Source organism: Streptomyces sp. NPDC037100 (assembly GCF_055606225.1).
The window spans coordinates 112,529-128,601 of sequence record NZ_JBVJSX010000016.1; the positions used below are offsets into that span (position 1 = coordinate 112,529).

17 protein-coding genes are annotated in these 16,073 nt (G+C 70.3%); 1 reads left to right on the forward strand and 16 read right to left on the reverse strand.

What is annotated here, in order from left to right; translation table 11 throughout:
* Window positions 1-2: 2 nt before the first annotated feature.
* Together ACZ7EG_RS36470 and pyrR are read right to left on the reverse strand one after the other, a co-directional pair.
* Complete coding sequence (locus tag ACZ7EG_RS36470; protein WP_471088575.1) at window positions 3-980, reverse strand: aspartate carbamoyltransferase catalytic subunit; 978 nt, start codon at window positions 978-980, stop codon at window positions 3-5.
* 106 nt (window positions 981-1,086) lie between these two features.
* Complete coding sequence (pyrR, locus tag ACZ7EG_RS36475) at window positions 1,087-1,653, reverse strand: bifunctional pyr operon transcriptional regulator/uracil phosphoribosyltransferase PyrR (protein ID WP_471088577.1); 567 nt, start codon at window positions 1,651-1,653, stop codon at window positions 1,087-1,089.
* A 266-nt stretch (window positions 1,654-1,919) separates the two neighbouring features.
* Here pyrR and bldD point away from each other — a divergent pair, with 266 nt between their 5' ends.
* Window positions 1,920-2,423: a transcriptional regulator BldD gene (gene bldD, locus ACZ7EG_RS36480; protein WP_018570201.1), complete on the forward strand. Its 504-nt coding sequence runs from the start codon at window positions 1,920-1,922 to the stop codon at window positions 2,421-2,423.
* A 185-nt stretch (window positions 2,424-2,608) separates the two neighbouring features.
* Here the strand turns inward: bldD and nusB are convergent, their stop codons facing one another.
* The 14 genes from nusB to ACZ7EG_RS36550 all read right to left on the reverse strand — a co-directional run bounded on the left by nusB (window position 2,609) and on the right by ACZ7EG_RS36550 (window position 16,001).
* Window positions 2,609-3,043 carry a transcription antitermination factor NusB gene (gene nusB, locus ACZ7EG_RS36485; RefSeq protein ID WP_471088579.1) on the reverse strand — a complete coding sequence of 145 codons (435 nt, stop codon included), beginning with the start codon at window positions 3,041-3,043 and terminating at the stop codon, window positions 2,609-2,611.
* A gap of 2 nt (window positions 3,044-3,045) precedes the next feature.
* Window positions 3,046-3,612: an elongation factor P gene (efp, locus tag ACZ7EG_RS36490; protein ID WP_030843148.1), complete on the reverse strand. Its 567-nt coding sequence runs from the start codon at window positions 3,610-3,612 to the stop codon at window positions 3,046-3,048.
* Between the two features lie 53 nt (window positions 3,613-3,665).
* Window positions 3,666-4,781 (reverse strand): aminopeptidase P family protein, encoded by a 1,116-nt coding sequence (locus ACZ7EG_RS36495; protein WP_471088581.1) that lies wholly within the window; start codon window positions 4,779-4,781, stop codon window positions 3,666-3,668.
* A 181-nt stretch (window positions 4,782-4,962) separates the two neighbouring features.
* Window positions 4,963-5,814: a Pro-rich N-terminal domain-containing protein gene (locus ACZ7EG_RS36500; protein ID WP_471088583.1), complete on the reverse strand. Its 852-nt coding sequence runs from the start codon at window positions 5,812-5,814 to the stop codon at window positions 4,963-4,965.
* Between the two features lie 163 nt (window positions 5,815-5,977).
* Window positions 5,978-7,069, reverse strand: coding sequence for a 3-dehydroquinate synthase (aroB, locus tag ACZ7EG_RS36505; RefSeq protein ID WP_471088585.1), 1,092 nt, complete (start codon window positions 7,067-7,069; stop codon window positions 5,978-5,980).
* Window positions 7,066-7,581 carry a shikimate kinase gene (locus ACZ7EG_RS36510; RefSeq protein ID WP_471088587.1) on the reverse strand — a complete coding sequence of 172 codons (516 nt, stop codon included), beginning with the start codon at window positions 7,579-7,581 and terminating at the stop codon, window positions 7,066-7,068. The genes aroB and ACZ7EG_RS36510 overlap by 4 nt, the downstream gene beginning before the upstream one ends.
* The gene (aroC, locus tag ACZ7EG_RS36515) at window positions 7,578-8,762 is read right to left on the reverse strand and encodes a chorismate synthase (protein WP_362047716.1); all 1,185 of its coding nucleotides are present in this window, start codon (window positions 8,760-8,762) and stop codon (window positions 7,578-7,580) included. The genes ACZ7EG_RS36510 and aroC overlap by 4 nt, the downstream gene beginning before the upstream one ends.
* Before the next feature lie 168 nt (window positions 8,763-8,930).
* Window positions 8,931-9,317, reverse strand: coding sequence for a hypothetical protein (locus tag ACZ7EG_RS36520; protein WP_471088589.1), 387 nt, complete (start codon window positions 9,315-9,317; stop codon window positions 8,931-8,933).
* Between the two features lie 51 nt (window positions 9,318-9,368).
* Window positions 9,369-10,196: a shikimate dehydrogenase gene (locus ACZ7EG_RS36525; protein WP_471088591.1), complete on the reverse strand. Its 828-nt coding sequence runs from the start codon at window positions 10,194-10,196 to the stop codon at window positions 9,369-9,371.
* A gap of 11 nt (window positions 10,197-10,207) precedes the next feature.
* Complete coding sequence (gene mltG, locus ACZ7EG_RS36530; RefSeq protein ID WP_471088593.1) at window positions 10,208-11,926, reverse strand: endolytic transglycosylase MltG; 1,719 nt, start codon at window positions 11,924-11,926, stop codon at window positions 10,208-10,210.
* Between the two features lie 120 nt (window positions 11,927-12,046).
* Window positions 12,047-12,511 (reverse strand): Holliday junction resolvase RuvX, encoded by a 465-nt coding sequence (ruvX, locus tag ACZ7EG_RS36535; RefSeq protein ID WP_471088595.1) that lies wholly within the window; start codon window positions 12,509-12,511, stop codon window positions 12,047-12,049.
* Window positions 12,512-12,528: 17 nt separating this feature from the next.
* Entirely contained in the window at window positions 12,529-15,201 is a 2,673-nt protein-coding gene (alaS, locus tag ACZ7EG_RS36540) for an alanine--tRNA ligase (RefSeq protein WP_471088597.1), read from the reverse strand.
* Entirely contained in the window at window positions 15,201-15,554 is a 354-nt protein-coding gene (locus ACZ7EG_RS36545) for a hypothetical protein (RefSeq protein WP_306923142.1), read from the reverse strand. Before ACZ7EG_RS36545 ends, alaS begins: the two co-directional genes overlap by 1 nt.
* 9 nt (window positions 15,555-15,563) lie before the next feature.
* The gene (locus ACZ7EG_RS36550; RefSeq protein ID WP_471088599.1) at window positions 15,564-16,001 is read right to left on the reverse strand and encodes a DUF948 domain-containing protein; all 438 of its coding nucleotides are present in this window, start codon (window positions 15,999-16,001) and stop codon (window positions 15,564-15,566) included.
* Window positions 16,002-16,073: the final 72 nt, after the last annotated feature.

Below are 16,073 nucleotides of genomic sequence, written 5' to 3' on the forward strand. Positions count from 1 at the left end.
TCTTACTTCTCCTCGGTGCGGGGGTGGGTGACGGCGGGTTCGTTCCCACCGAGCAGCAGATACAGAACGGCCATCCGGATGGACACTCCGTTTGCGACCTGCTCGACGACGGTGCAGCGGTCGGAGTCGGCGACCTCGGCGGTGATCTCCATGCCGCGGACCATCGGGCCGGGGTGCATCACGATGGCGTGCTCGGGCATCCGGGCCATGCGGTCGCCGTCGAGCCCGTAGCGCCGGGAGTACTCGCGCTCGGTGGGGAAGAACGCGGCGTTCATGCGCTCGCGCTGGACGCGCAGCATCATCACCGCGTCGGACTTGGGCAAGGTGCTGTCGAGGTCGTAGGAGACCTCGCAGGGCCAGGTCTCGATGCCGACCGGCAGCAGGGTCGGCGGGGCGACGAGGGTGACCTCGGCGCCGAGGGTGTGCAGCAGGTCGACGTTGGAGCGGGCGACCCGGCTGTGCAGGACGTCACCGACGAGCGTGATGCGCTTGCCTTCGAGGTCGCGGCCGAGTCCCGCGTCCGGGCCGATCAGGCGGCGGCGCATGGTGAAGGCGTCCAGCAGGGCCTGGGTGGGGTGCTGATGGGTGCCGTCACCGGCGTTGACCACCACCGCGTCGATCCAGCCGGAGTTGGCGAGGCGGTACGGGGCTCCGGAGGCGCCGTGCCGGATGACGACGGCGTCGACGCCCATCGCCTCCAGGGTCTGGGCGGTGTCCTTCAGGGACTCGCCCTTGGAGACGCTGGAGCCCTTGGCGGAGAAGTTGATGACGTCCGCGGACAGCCGCTTCTCGGCGGCCTCGAAGGAGATCCGGGTCCGGGTGGAGTCCTCGAAGAAGAGGTTGACGATCGTGCGGCCGCGCAGGGTCGGCAGCTTCTTGATCGGCCGGTCGGCGACCCGGGCCATCTCCTCGGCGGTGTCGAGGATCAGGACGGCGTCGTCGCGGGTGAGGTCGGCGGCCGAGATGAGATGACGCTGCATCTGTCAGGCTCCGTAAGGCAGTTCATTCGGGAGGTTCGGGGCAGGCGGGCGCGCGCGGAGGGGCGCGCACTGAGCCGGCGTACGACAGCGGCGTACGCCTGGAGCGCTACCGGGGGGTCGGCTTGGCACCGAGCAGCACGGTGTCGCGACCGTCCTCCTCGGCGAGCTGGACCTTGACCGTCTCCCGCAACGACGTGGGGAGGTTCTTGCCGACGTAGTCGGCCCGGATGGGCAGTTCGCGGTGACCGCGGTCGACGAGGACGGCGAGCTGCACCGCGCGCGGGCGCCCGAGGTCGTTCAGCGCGTCGAGGGCGGCGCGGATGGTGCGGCCGGAGAAGAGCACGTCGTCGACGAGGACGACGAGCTTGCCGTCGAGGCCGTCACCGGGGATCTCGGTGCGGGCCAGCGCCCGCGGGGGGTGCATGCGCAGGTCGTCGCGGTACATGGTGATGTCGAGCGAGCCGCAGGGAACCTTGCGCTCGGTGATCTGCTCAAGCTTGTCCGCGAGTCGCCGGGCGAGGAAGACGCCCCGGGTCGGAATGCCGAGGAGCACCACGTCGTCGGCGCCCTTGGCGCGTTCGACGATCTCGTGGGCGATGCGAGTCAGTACCCGCGCGATGTCGGGCCCTTCGAGGACGGGCCGGGCATCGGACTGCGTGTCGTGCGTGTCCATACGAAACGGACCTCCTTCTCCGCCTCACGGGACGGACCTTAAAGGACGTCGAGATTGCGCCATACACGGTAGCAGGTCCCCGTGATCGCCCGTACGGCCCCCTTGGATCACCCACTCGGCGCAACGGAACGCCGATACCACGGAAGAGTCGGTGCGGACCATTCGGCTTGACGCGGCAGAGTAACGCTGCGTAACCTCACAGTGAGTTACCAGCCGCGCGGCCTGGCACCCACGCCAGACGCGTCGACACAGTGCCGGGGAGCTATATGTCCAGCGAATACGCCAAACAGCTCGGGGCCAAGCTCCGGGCGATCCGCACCCAGCAGGGCCTTTCCCTCCACGGTGTCGAGGAGAAGTCCCAGGGACGCTGGAAGGCGGTCGTGGTCGGTTCGTACGAGCGCGGCGACCGTGCCGTGACCGTACAGCGCCTTGCCGAGCTGGCGGATTTCTACGGCGTCCCGGTGCAGGAACTGCTTCCGGGCACGACCCCGGGCGGGGCCGCCGAGCCGCCGCCGAAGCTGGTCCTGGACCTGGAGCGGCTGGCCACGGTGCCGGCCGAGAAGGCGGGTCCCCTTCAGCGCTACGCGGCCACGATCCAGTCGCAGCGCGGTGACTACAACGGCAAGGTGCTGTCGATCCGCCAGGACGACCTGCGCACACTGGCCGTCATCTACGACCAGTCGCCGTCGGTCCTGACGGAGCAGCTGATCAGCTGGGGTGTCCTGGACGCGGACGCGCGCCGCGCGGTGGCGTCCCACGAGGAGGCCTGACCGCTCCGCGGGTCCAGCAGACGGGTCCAGCAGAAACGTGCCGCCGGGGCGGCCGAAACCGTATGGTTCTCGGCCGCCCCGGCGGCGTTGTCACGGGTTACGGCCGGACAGAGGTCCAGGGACGTGCGCGCATGCCGGAGGGCCCGCAGCGGTGACGCTGCGGGCCCTCCGGCATGTGGTCCGTCTCAGACCTCGTCGCGGCGGAGCGACGGCTTGAGTTCCTTCAGCCGGCCGAGCAGGCCGTTCACGAACGAGGGCGACTCGTCCGTGGAGAACTCCTTCGCCAGCTGCACCATCTCGTCGAGGACGACGGCGTCCGGCGTCGCGTCGACCCAGATCAGCTCGTAGGCGCCGAGCCGCAGGAGGTTGCGGTCGACGACGGGCATCCGGTCGAGGGTCCAGCCGACGGAGTACTGCGCGATCAGCTCGTCGATGCGCTTCGCGTGCTTCGCGTAGCCCTCGACCAGCTCCATCGTGTACTCACTGACCGGCGGCTGCCGGGTGTCCGCCCGGGACAGCCGGACCCAGTCCGCGAGGACGGTCAGCACCTCGGCGCCGCGCTGGTCCCCCTCGAAGAGGATCTGGAAGGCGCGCTTACGGGCCGTGTTGCGGGCAGCCACGGTTAGCTGTTCACCCGGCCGAGGTAGTCGCTGGTGCGGGTGTCGACCTTGATCTTCTCACCGGTGGTGATGAAGAGGGGCACGTTGATCTGGTGGCCGGTCTCCAGGATGGCGGGCTTGGTGCCGCCGGTGGAGCGGTCGCCCTGGACGCCCGGCTCGGTCTCCTGGATGACGAGCTCGACGGCGGCGGGCAGCTCGACGAAGAGCACCTCGCCCTCGTGCTGCGCGACGGTGGCCGTGAAGCCCTCGATGAGGAAGTTCGCGGCGTCGCCGACGGCCTTCTTATCGACGTGCAGCTGGTCGTAGGTCTCCATGTCCATGAAGACGAAGTACTCGCCGTCCATGTAGGAGAACTGCATGTCGCGCTTGTCGACGGTGGCCGTTTCGACCTTGACGCCGGCGTTGAAGGTCTTGTCGACGACCTTGCCGGAGAGCACGTTCTTGAGCTTGGTACGCACGAAGGCCGGGCCCTTGCCGGGCTTGACGTGCTGGAACTCGACGACGGACCAGAGCTGGCCGCCTTCGAGCTTGAGCACCATGCCGTTCTTGAGGTCGTTCGTGGAAGCCACGGTTGCGGAATCTCCTGGACTGACGTACGACCCCGGGGCACGCACCTGCCTGGCTACAGGGCGAGCAGCTCCTTGGTCGTGATGGTGAGTAGCTCGGGTCCGCCGTCCGCCTCGGGGCGGACGACGAGCGTGTCATCGATCCGGACACCGCCCCGGCCCGGGAGGTGGACCCCCGGTTCGACGGTGACTGGCACGCAAGCGTCCAGTTTACCCATGGCCGCGGGACTCAATTGAGGGTCCTCGTCGATTTCGAGCCCTACACCGTGTCCGGTCAGGGCCGTGAGGCCCTCCGTGTGCCCCGCGGAGTCCAGGACCTGGCGGGCGGCGCGGTCGACGTCCCGGCAGGCGGCGCCGGGTACCAGGCTCTCACGCCCGGCCCGCTGGGCGGCGAAGACCAGGTCGTACAGCTCGATCTGCCAGTCCGCGGGAGCGGTGCCGATGACGAAGGTGCGGCCGATCTCGCAGCGGTAGCCGCGGTACGTCGCGCCGAGGCATACGGAGAGGAAGTCTCCCTCCTCGACCCGGCGGTCGGTGGGCCGGTGTCCGGGCCGGCCGGAGTTCGGGCCGGTGGCGACAGATGTCGGGAAGGCGGGCCCGTCCGCCCCGTGGTCCACGAGTCGCCGCTCGAGTTCCAGGGCGAGGTGGCGCTCGGTTCGACCGACGAGGATCGACTCCAGCAGCTCACCGAGGGCCTGGTCGGCGATCTCGGCTCCGATGCGCAGGCAGGAGATCTCCTCCTCGTCCTTGACGACCCTGAGCTGCTCGACCGCGCTGCCGAGGCCCGCCAGGCGCAGGCCGGGGGCGACCGAGCCCAGGGCGCGGTACCGGGCCACGGTGAGGTGGTGCTCCTCCACGGCGAGGGACTCGGCGTCCTGGCCCACGGCGAGGCGGGCGGCCGCGACGGCCGGGTCACCACCGCCGACGCCGGGCAGGGTGTGGACGCGCAGAGCCTCGTCGGGGCGCTCCTGTGTGGGGCGGTCGGCCGTCGGTCCGGCACAGACCAGGAGGTCCTGCTCCTCGGTCCTGCCCAGCAGCAGAACGGCGCCGTGCGGGGCGGCGCCCGCGAGATAGCGCACGTTGGCGGGGCGGGAGACCAGCGCCGCCGCGCTGCCGCCCGCGTTGCAGTATTCCCTCAGACGCGTCCGGCGGGCCGCGTACACCTCTGACATGACCCGAGCGTATGAGCTCCGCCGGTTTTGCGCCGGTTGAGGGCGTCTGAGTGGGCGGTGCCTGGTGCAGCGTGCCGTTCGGGAGACGGGGTGCCGCGCGGGGTCGTATGCCGTCCGCGGCTGTGTGGGGGCTTGTCGCGCAGTTCCCCGCGCCCCTGAGGGGCGCTCGGCTGAAGGGTGCTCACCACTGGGGCGGGCTGGCGATCGACCTGGCCAGGACGTCGTCCAGGACCCTCGCCGTCTCCGGGACGTCCAGCTGGGAGTTGTCGATGATCGGCAAGCCGGATCCGTACCAGCCGGCCATGCGGCCGTGGATGCGGGCGACCTCCTCGTCCGACAGCCGCCGGTTGCCCGAGCGCTGCGCGTTGCGTTCGAGGACGATGTCCAGCCCGGGCAGGAGGACGACCGGCAGCAGGCCCGGTCCGACGTGGCGCTTCCAGCCGCCGAGGCCGACGACCGGACGGTCGGGGAAGACCGCGTCGTCGAGGATGCACGAGATGCCGTTGGCCAGGAAGTTCCGCGCGGCGAAGCCGCAGGTGCGGCGGGCCAGGCGGTACTGCGCCTCGGAGTTGTCGTTCCAGCCGGACTGGGGGTCGGCGAAGCCGGAGCGGACCCACTCGCGTACGTCGTCGAGGCTGATGTGGGCCGTGGGGACCCGGCGGTGGTCCGCCCAGTACTTGGCGACGCTGGTCTTGCCCGCACCCGCGGGGCCGATGAGCAGCACCGCGAGAGTCGTACCGGCGGGATCGGGAACCGTCGCGGCGGGCGGGGCCATGGGCATGGCGACGGGGCCGCCGGGCGGCAGCGGCACATGGCCGGTGGTCTCCGGCGCCGACGGGGCGCAAGCGGAGACCGGTCCGGGCGGGGGCGCCGGATATCCCGGCGCCGGGGGCGGCGGGGGTACGGGCACCGAGCCCTGGTGGGCGCCCGCGTTCGGCGGGACCGGGTGATGTGCGGCCGGCGACCAGCCCGTGGCCGGTCCGTGCCCCGGCTGATGGGGCGGCGGCAGCGGAGAACCCACTGCGTGCTGCATCCGGTGCCACTCCGTCTCGTACAGGCGATGGGCGCTGACAGGGGTCGGAATCCCCCTGCTACCGAACGGTACCGCCCCCGGTCGTCGATGTGTGAACGGCCGGGGGCGACCCGAAGTGCCCGTCTCCGTAAGGTGAATTCGGGCGGAAGGCGCGCCGGAGGACTTACTGCCCGACTTCGCCGTACGCGGCGAGCAGCACGGCCGGATCGGGTCCTTCCAGGACGGTGGGCTTGGCCAGACCGTCGAGGACGATGAAGCGCAGCAGGTTGCCGCGGGACTTCTTGTCGACCTTCATGGTCTCCAGCAGCTTGGGCCACTGGTCGTGCCGGTAGTGCAGGGGCAGTCCGACCGCTTCGAGGATCGTGCGGTGGCGGTCGGCCGTCGCGTCGTCCAGCCGGCCCGCCAGGCGCCCCAGTTCGGCGGCGAAGTGCATGCCGACCGCGACCGCCGCGCCGTGGCGCCACTTGTAGCGCTCGTTCTTCTCGATGGCGTGGCCGAGGGTGTGGCCGTAGTTGAGGATCTCGCGCAGGCCCGACTCCTTCAGGTCCGACGACACGACGTCGGCCTTGACCCGGATGGAGCGCTCGATGAGCTCGGCGGTGTGCGGACCGGCCGGGGTGCGGGCGGCCTCGGTGTCGGACTCGATGAGGTCCAGGATCACCGGGTCGGCGATGAAGCCGGCCTTGATGACCTCGGCGAGGCCGGAGACGTAGTCGTTGACCGGCAGGGAGTCCAGCGCGGACAGGTCGCAGAGCACACCGGCGGGCGGATGGAAGGCGCCGACGAGGTTCTTGCCCTCGGCGGTGTTGATGCCGGTCTTGCCGCCGACGGCCGCGTCCACCATGGCGAGCACGGTGGTCGGGATGGCGATCCAGCGCACGCCGCGCAGCCAGGTGGCGGCCACGAACCCGGCGAGGTCGGTGGTGGCGCCGCCGCCGACGCCGACGATGACGTCCGTGCGTGTGAACCCGGACTGGCCGAGCGCCTTCCAGCAGTAGGCGGCGACCTCGGCGGTCTTGGCCTCCTCCGCGTTGGGCACCTGGATGGCGATGGCCTCGTAGCCCTGCTCGGCGAGGTCGGCGCGCAACGCGTCACCGGTCTCGGCGAGCGCCTCGGGGTGGAGGATCGCGACCCGCTGGGCCTTCTCGCCGATCAGTCCGCCGAGTTCACCCAGCAACTGCCGGCCCACCAGGACCTCGTACGGGTCGGTGCCCGCCGTGCCGCCGACCTGGATCCGGGTGACTGCCTCGCTCATGCTTCCTTCAACTCCAGTGCGTCCAGGGCGGCTTCGGTGACCTCTTCGGGCGAACGGCCGTCGGTGGCGACCACGGCCGTGGCGACCTCTTCGTACAGGTGGCGGCGGGCCTCCATCAGCTCGCGCCACTGCTTGCGCGGGTTGACCGCGAGCAGGGGGCGGGCCGCGTTGAGGCCGGTGCGCTTGACCGCCTCCTCGACGTCCATCGACAGGTACGCCACGCGCTGCCCGGCGAGCAGCGCGCGCGTGTCGGCGTCGAGGATGGCGCCGCCGCCCAGGGCCAGGATGCCGTCGTGCTCGGCGAGTGCCCGGTGCACGGCGGCCTTCTCGATGGCGCGGAAGGCGGGCTCGCCCTCGTCGACGAAGATCTCGGCGACGGTCCTGCCCTGCGCGGCGACGATGTCGTCGTCGGTGTCCCGGTAGGAGACGCCGAGCCGCTCGGCCAGCAGCTGCCCGACGGTGGACTTGCCCACGCCCATCGGGCCGACCAGGACGACCAGCGGGCCGCTCATCGGATGGCGAGGTTGTCGAGGTACGACGTCACGTTGCGGCGGGTCTCGGCCACCGAGTCGCCGCCGAACTTCTCGGCGACCGCGTCCGCGAGCACCAGGGCCACCATGGCCTCGGCGACGATGCCGGCGGCCGGGACCGCGGAGACGTCGGAGCGCTGGTGGTGGGCCTGCGCCGCCTCGCCGGTGGTGACGTCCACGGTCTGCAGGGCACGCGGCACGGTCGCGATCGGCTTCATCGCGGCGCGGACGCGCAGCAGCTCACCGGTGGTCAGACCGCCCTCGGTGCCGCCGGAGCGGCCGGTGGTGCGCCGGATACCGTCGTCGGTCCTGACGATCTCGTCGTGCGCCTTGGAGCCGGGCACGCGGGCCAGTTCGAAACCGTCGCCGATCTCGACGCCCTTGATCGCCTGGATGCCCATGAGCGCGCCGGCGAGCCGGGCGTCCAGCTTGCGGTCCCAGTGCACGTGCGAACCGAGACCGACGGGCACGCCGTACGCGAGGATCTCGACGACACCGCCGAGGGTGTCACCGTCCTTGTGGGCCTGGTCGATCTCGGCGACCATCGCCTTCGACGCGTCGGCGTCCAGGCAGCGCACGGGGTCCGCGTCCAGCTTCTCGACGTCGGCGGGCGTCGGGTACACGCCCTTGGGCGCCTTCGCCGCCGCCAGCTCCACGACATGGCTGACGATCTCGACGCCGGTCGTCTCCTTGAGGTACGAGCGGGCCACCGCGCCCAGCGCGACGCGAGCGGCCGTCTCCCGCGCGGAGGCGCGCTCCAGGATCGGCCGGGCCTCGTCGAAGCCGTACTTCTGCATGCCCGCGAGGTCGGCATGGCCGGGGCGCGGCCGGGTCAGCGGGGCGTTGCGAGCGAGCCCGTCGAGGATCTCCGGGTCGACCGGGTCGGCGGCCATGACCTGCTCCCACTTGGGCCACTCGGTGTTGCCCACCATGATCGCGACCGGGGAGCCGAGGGTGAGGCCGTGCCGGACGCCGCCGAGGAAGGTGACCTCGTCGCGCTCGAACTTCATCCGGGCACCGCGGCCATAGCCCAGGCGCCGCCTCGCGAGATGGTCCGCCACCATGTCCGTGGTGATCGGCACGCCGGCGGGAAGGCCCTCCAGCGTCGCGACGAGTGCGGGACCGTGGGACTCCCCCGCGGTCAGCCAGCGCAACCTGCTCAACGGTGCTCCTCAGTGCTCGCGCTCTGGTACTGCCCTGCGTACGCGCCTCGTCGCGTACGGCGACGGCGTGACCGGGTGCGCGGCCCGGTCCGCCATCTCCGATCCTCCCACGCCGGAGCCCTGGGCCCGGCGGCCGGTCCATCAAGCGGACGCGTGCGCGGACGGGCCCTAGCCCTGACGCTGCTGCGGCGCGTACGCGCCGAGGAAGTCGGCGCCGCTCGGCTGCTGCGCGGTCAGGTCCTGCTGCGGGGCGTACGCCCCCAGGTGGTCGGCTCCGCTGCCCTGCTGCTGTGCCGACTGGGTCTGCTGCGGCGCGTACTGCCCCAGGTAGTCCGCACCGCGCCCCTGTCCGTACTGTGCGGCGGCGTGGACCGGCTGCCCGGTGCGGACGGCACGCCGGTAGGCGATCTTGCGCCTGATCTTGACGACCCACGACGCGACGACGGCGAGCACGATCAGGGCGAGCACCGTGATCTGCACCCAGTCGGGCAGGAACCCCAGCAGGGACTCGAATATCTGGGACTTGACGGACGCCTGAGGCAGACCTGCGGACATGACGGACGTTCCCCTCCCCTGTTCCGCCCCCTGCGGAACCGAGAGCGGATCTTAGCGGGCCGCGAGAGCCCGCTCGCCCGCTTTTCGCATGGCGTCCAGGGGCGCCGGGGCCAGCCGCGTCATCTGCTCGACCTGGAGCACGGCCTGGTGCACCAGCAGGTCGAGACCGCTGACGACGGCGCCGCCGTACGCCGACCAGCGGGCGGCGAGGTCGGTCGGCCAGGGGTCGTAGAGGACGTCGAAGAGGGCTGCCGGGCGCTCCGGTACGGACCGGGCGAGGGCGTCGGTGACACCGGCCGGCGTGGTGCTGATCACCAGAGGGGCGCGCAGGGCCTGCTCGGCGTCGGCCCAGTCGGCGATACGGACGGCGACGTCGAGCCGCTCCGCCCACTGCCGCATCTCGGTGGCCCGGGCCTCGCTGCGCACGTACACGGCGATCTCGCCCGGGCAGATCCGGGACAGCGCGGCCAGCGCGGAGGAGGCGGTGGCGCCGGCGCCGAGGACGGCGGCGGAGTCGACCTCGGCGATGCCGTGCTCGCGCAGGGCGGCGACCATGCCGGGGATGTCGGTGTTGTCGCCGATCCTGCGGCCGTCCTCCGTGCGGACGACGGTGTTGACGGCGTCGACGGAGGCGGCGGTCGCGCTGATCCCGTCGAGCAGCGGAATCACGGCTCGCTTCAGCGGCATGGTCAGCGAGAGCCCGGCCCACTCGGGGCCGAGCGTCTCGAAGAACGCGGGCAGCCCGGCCTCGTCGACCTCGAACCGGTCGTACGTCCAGCCTTCCAGGCCCAACTCCTGGTAGGCGGTGCGGTGCAGGACCGGGGAGAGCGAGTGGGCGATCGGGGAGCCGAGTACGGCGGCTCGGCGTGGTGCGGCCATCAGGGTCTTCCTCAGTTGTTCCGCGAGGCGTTGAACTGGTCGACCAGCTTCTGGTGTTCGGCGTTCGTCTTCGTGAACTTGCTGGTCTTGCCGTCGAGCGAGATGAAGTAGTACCAGCCGTCGTCCGTCGGGTTGAGGGCGCCCTTGATCGCGTCCTCGCCCGGGTTGTCGATCGGGCCGGGCGGCAGACCCTTGTGGAAATACGTGTTGTACGGGTTGTCGTACGTCCGCAGCTCTTCCAGAGTCAGGTCGATCTTGCTCTGGTTCTTGATGTAGTTGTAGGTGGAGTCGAACTCCAGCATGCCGTTGGTCTGCGGGTTCCCGGGCTTCATGCGGTTGTAGACGACCTCGGCCATCTTGCGGAAGTCGTCGTGGCTCGTGCCCTCGGCCTGGACCAGGCTGGCGACGGTGACGAGCTGCCACGGATCCTCGAGTCCGAGGCTCTCGGCCTTCTTCTCGACCCCGAGCTTCTCGTACGTCGCGGTGGCCCGCTGGACCATCTGCTTCAGGACGGCCTCGGGCTTCTGCCCCTCGCTCACGCCGTAGCTGGAGGGGTAGAGGAAGCCTTCCAGCGGGTCCTTGACCTCTTCGTGGTTCTGCGCCCACGCGGGCAGGCCGAGCTTCTTGTAGTCCTTCTTGGCGACCGCGGCGGTGGTGCCGGCCTTGACCTTGAGGCGCTTGTCGATGAGTCGGTAGATGTCGGCGTTGCGCTTGCCCTCCGCGATGATCAGGTTGTCGCGGCTCTTGGGGCTGAGCATCAGTTCGACCGCGTTTTCGGCCGACATTTGCTTCTGCAGCGTGTACACGCCGGCTTGGATGGTCCGGCCGTCCGGATTGCCGGCCTGGGCCGAGACAAAGGCGTCGACGCTCTTGACCACACCGGCGGATTTCAGTGCCCGCCCGATCGCATAGCCGTCCGCGCCCTCGGGAATCTCGACGGACACCTGCTGTCCATTGCCCCCACCCGCGAAGTCCGGGGCGTCGGCGAAACGATCCTGGTAGAACTGGTAGCCGAAGTAGCCGGCGCCTGCCAGGCCGCCGCCGAGAATCACGACGACCAGCAGGCAGGCCATGCCGTTGCGGCGCTTCTTCGGCTTGCCGCCGCGTCCCCGCTTGTCGTCGCGACCTCGACGACCCTCCGGCTCCTCGCCGTCGTCATCGTCGTCCCCGCCCGCGAAGAAGGCGTGTTCGCCCTGGTCGGGGCCGGGGTCCCATTCCGGTTCCGGCGCGCGCTCGGCCTCACGCCGGCCGGGCGGCTCCGGGGGTGGATACGCCTCTGGCGTGCCGTAGTAGTCCTGCTGGCCCCCGCCATGGGCGCCGACCTGCTGCCCGTACGGATCCTGGGACTCACCGGAGTACGAGACCTGCTGGTGGGGGTCGTCGGCCCAGCCTCCGGTGTCGTACTGCTGCTGGTGATAGCCCTGGGCCTGCTGATGTCCTGGGTCCTGCTGCCCGGGGTACTGCTGGTGGCCGTGGGCCTGTGCCGCGTACTGCTGGTCGTACGGGTACTGCTGCTGCGTCTGACCGTATCCGGCCTGGTCAGCGGTGCCCCAGTCGCCGTACTGCGACTGCTGCGGCTGCTGCGGCTGCTCCGGATAGTGCTGCGGCTGGCCGCCGTAGGGGGACTGCTGACCCTGATGGGCCTGCTGTCCCTCCCATCCGCCGTCCCCGTACAACGGGTCCTCCGGATGCCACGGTTCGGAGCCTTGGCCCCGGCCATACTCAGTCATCGATCCCCTAGAGCCGCGAGGCGGCGGTCGCGTGGCTTCCGGCTCGGCTCCCGTCCGCCTCTTGCTGTGCGGCGGCCGTTCGAATGCCGTCGCATCGCGCGGAACGTTACCGTATCGCGATCAGATGACCACTTCGACGCCTTCGCCGGGTGCTTTACCTGACATCCGTTCGGATTCGAGAGCCTGTTGCAGGATGATCACGGCTGCCGCCTGGTCGATGACGGACCGGCCCTTCTTGGATTTCACGCCGGAGGCGCGCAGCCCTTGGCTGGCCGTCACCGTTGTCATGCGTTCGTCGACGAGCCTCACCGGAACCGGGGCGATCAGGCGGGCCAGTTCCTGGGTGAAGCCCCGGACCTTGACCGCGGCCGGGCCCTCGCCCCCCTTGAGGGAGCGCGGGAGTCCGACCACCACCTCCAGGGGCTCGTACTCCTCGACGAGTTGCTTCAACCGCCGCTGGGCTGCGGGGATGTCACGCCCCGGGACCGTCTCCACCGGGGTGGCGAGGATCCCGTCGGGGTCGCACGAGGCGACCCCGATGCGGGCGTCCCCGACGTCGATCGCGAGTCGACGTCCTCTGCGCATGCTTTCCGACCCGTCTCTTACTTGGCCGTCTCGGTGACCAGGCGCTCGACGGCGTCCACGGCGTCGCCGATGGCAGCCGGGTTCTGGCCGCCGCCCTGGGCGACGTCCGGCTTGCCGCCACCGCCGCCGCCGAGGGTCTTGGCGGCCGTACGGACCAGGTCGCCGGCCTTCAGACCGCGCTCGCGGGCGGCCTCGTTGGTGGCGATGACCGTAAGCGGCTTGCCGTTCGCCACCGCGAACAGGGCGACCACGGCGGCCCGTCCGCCCTGGATGCGTCCGCGCACGTCGAGGACGAGCTTGCGGAGGTCGTCGGCGGTCGTGCCGTCCGGTACCTGACCGGTCACGACAGCAACGCCACGGATGTCCTTGGCCGACTCGGCGAGACCGGCGGCGGCCTGCAGGACCTTCTCGGCGCGGAACTTCTCGATCTCCTTCTCGGCGTCCTTCAGCTTGCCGAGCATGGCGGAGACCTTCTCCGGGAGCTCCTCCGGGCGGCCCTTGATCAGCTCCTGGAGCTGGGCGACGACCGTGTGCTCACGGGCGAGGAAGTTGTAGGCGTCCACGCCGACCAGGGCCTCGATCCGGCGGACACCCGAGCCGATGGAGGACTCGCCGAGCAGCTTCACCAGGCCCAGCTGGGCGGTGTTGTGCACGTGGGTGCCGCCGCACAGCTCCTTGGAGAAGTCGCCGATGGTGACCACGCGGACGCGCTCACCGTACTTCTCGCCGAACTCGGCGATGGCGCCCTGCTTCTTGGCCTCGTCGATGCCCATGACGTCGGCACGGACGTCGAGGTCGCGGGCGAGCACCTCGTTGATCTTCTGCTCGACGTCGGTCATCACGGCCGTCGGAACGGCGGACGGGGAGCCGAAGTCGAACCGGAAGCGGCCGGGCTGGTTCTCGGAACCGGCCTGGGCGGCCGTCGGGCCGAGGGCGTCGCGCAGGGCCTGGTGCGTCAGGTGGGTGGCCGAGTGGGCGCGGGCGATGGCCTTGCGGCGGCGGTCGTCGATCGAGGCGTGGGCCTTGGCGCCGACGGTGACCTCGCCGACCTGGACGACGCCCTTGTGGACGTAGACCCCCGGGACCGGCTTCTGGCAGTCGCGGATCTCGATGACGGCACCGGTGTCGACCTTGATCTTGCCGGTGTCGCCGATCTGACCGCCGCCCTCGGCGTAGAACGGGGTGCGGTCGAGGACGATCTCGACCTCGTCGCCCTCGGTGGCGGCCGGCGAGGAGGCGCCGTCGACGAGGATGCCGACGATCGTGGACTCGCTCTCGGTGTCGGTGTAACCGATGAAGTCGGTGGCACCGGCCTGGTCGGCGATCTCGCGGTAGGCGCCGGCGCCGGCGTGCCCGGTCTTCTTGGCCTGGGCGTCGGCCTTGGCGCGCTCCCGCTGCTCCTTCATCAGGCGGCGGAAGCCGTCCTCGTCCACGGAGAGGCCCTGCTCGGCGGCCATCTCCAGGGTGAGGTCGATCGGGAAGCCCCAGGTGTCGTGGAGCAGGAAGGCCTTGTCGCCGGCCAGGACGGTGCCGCCGGCGGCCTTGGTGTCGGTGACGGCCGTGTCGAGGATGTTGGTGCCGGCCTTCAGCGTCTTGAGGAAGGCGTTCTCCTCGGCGAGGGCGACCTTCTCGATGCGCTCGCGGTCGGTGATGAGCTCGGGGTACTGCTGGCCCATCATCTCGATCACGGTGTCGATCAGGTCCTTCACGACCGGACCGGTGGCGCCGAGCAGGCGCATGTTGCGGATGGCGCGGCGCATGATGCGCCGCAGCACGTAGCCGCGGCCCTCGTTGCCGGGGGTGACACCGTCGCCGATCAGCATCACCGAGGTGCGCATGTGGTCGGTGACCACGCGCAGGGAGACGTCGGAGTCGTGGGCGTCGCCGTAGCGGACGCCGGTCAGCTCGGTGGCCTTGTTGATGACGGCCATCGAGGTGTCGATCTCGTACATGTTCTGCACGCCCTGCAGAATCATGGCGAGGCGCTCGAGGCCGAGGCCGGTGTCGATGTTCTTGCTGGGCAGTTCGCCGAGGATCTCGAAGTTGTCCTTGCCGATGCCCTCGCCCCGCTCGTACTGCATGAAGACGAGGTTCCAGATCTCCACGTACCGCTCGTCGTTGACGGCGGGGCCGCCCTCGACGCCGAACTCGGGGCCGCGGTCGTAGTTGATCTCGGAACACGGGCCGCAGGGGCCGGGGACGCCCATGGACCAGTAGTTGTCCTTCATGCCGAGGCGCTGGATGCGCTCCTTCGGCACGCCGACGACCTCGTGCCAGATGCGCTCGGCCTCGTCGTCGTCCTTGTAGACGGTGATCCACAGGCGCTCGGGGTCGAGGCCGTAACCGCCCTTGTCCTGGGCGCTGGTGAGCAGCTCCCAGGCGTACTTGATGGCGCCTTCCTTGAAGTAGTCGCCGAAGGAGAAGTTGCCGCACATCTGGAAGAACGTGCCGTGGCGGGTGGTCTTGCCGACCTCTTCGATGTCGGGCGTGCGCACGCACTTCTGGACGCTGGTGGCGCGCGAGAAGGGCGGCTTGACCTCGCCCAGGAAGTAGGGCTTGAAGGGCACCATGCCGGCCGGGACGAGGAGCAGAGTCGGGTCGTCCGCGATGAGCGACGCCGAAGGGACGACGGTGTGACCGCGCTCCTCGAAGAAGCTCAACCAGCGGCGGCGAATCTCAGCCGACTCCATCAGTGGTCCTCATTCCGGTTGTACGGGTACGTCTGGTACGTCGAACCCTCGACGTACTTCGGGTTGTTGCGGTTCTCGATGGCGATGTGACGCCGGGGGCCGGGCAGCTCGGGATTCTCGTTGATCCCGAGGGCGTCGCCCAGTTCGGCCTCCCGCACGGCCATGTTGTCCCGGACGTCGAGCGCGAAGCCCACCGCGCGGTCCTTGATGCGGTGACCGGCCTCGATCGCCTTGTTGCCGGCGGTTCTGGCGAGGCTCTCGGGGGTCAGCTGCTTCAGCTTGCGATTGACCTTGGTGGTGGCCCACACACCGGCGGCGACGCCCGTGGTGAACCAGAAGGTACGGCGGAACATCGCTGGCTCTCAGTCCCTCTTCCCTCGGGCGCTGCGCCGGGTGACCGTACGGCCCACGATCACGGTACGCCTGGACTTGGCGGGCACGTCCTCCTTGCCGCCGCCGAGGGCCCGGCGTACGCCGTAGCCGAAGGCCGCGACCTTGACCAGGGGGCCGCCGAAGGTGGAGGCGACGGTGGTCGACAGCGCCGAGGCGTTCGACGTGACCTCCTGGACGTCGGAGGCGATCGAGTCGACCCGGTCGATCTGGGTCTGCGCGGAGCGCACCGCCGCGGAGGCGTCGGCCAGCAGCGGGACGGCCTGGTCGGTCACGTCCGCCACGAGCTTGGTGGTCGCCTTGAGCGTCTGGGCCACCCTCGCCAGCGCGACGGCGAGGAAGGAGACCAGGATCGCCCAGAAGACGGCCACCAGGATTCCGGCAACCTCTCCACCGGACACTGTGTGCACCCGCTCCCTGAAACGTGCCTGAACATCGAAAAAGTCGTGCGACGAGCCTATCGCGCCGGGGGTGGCGCTCCG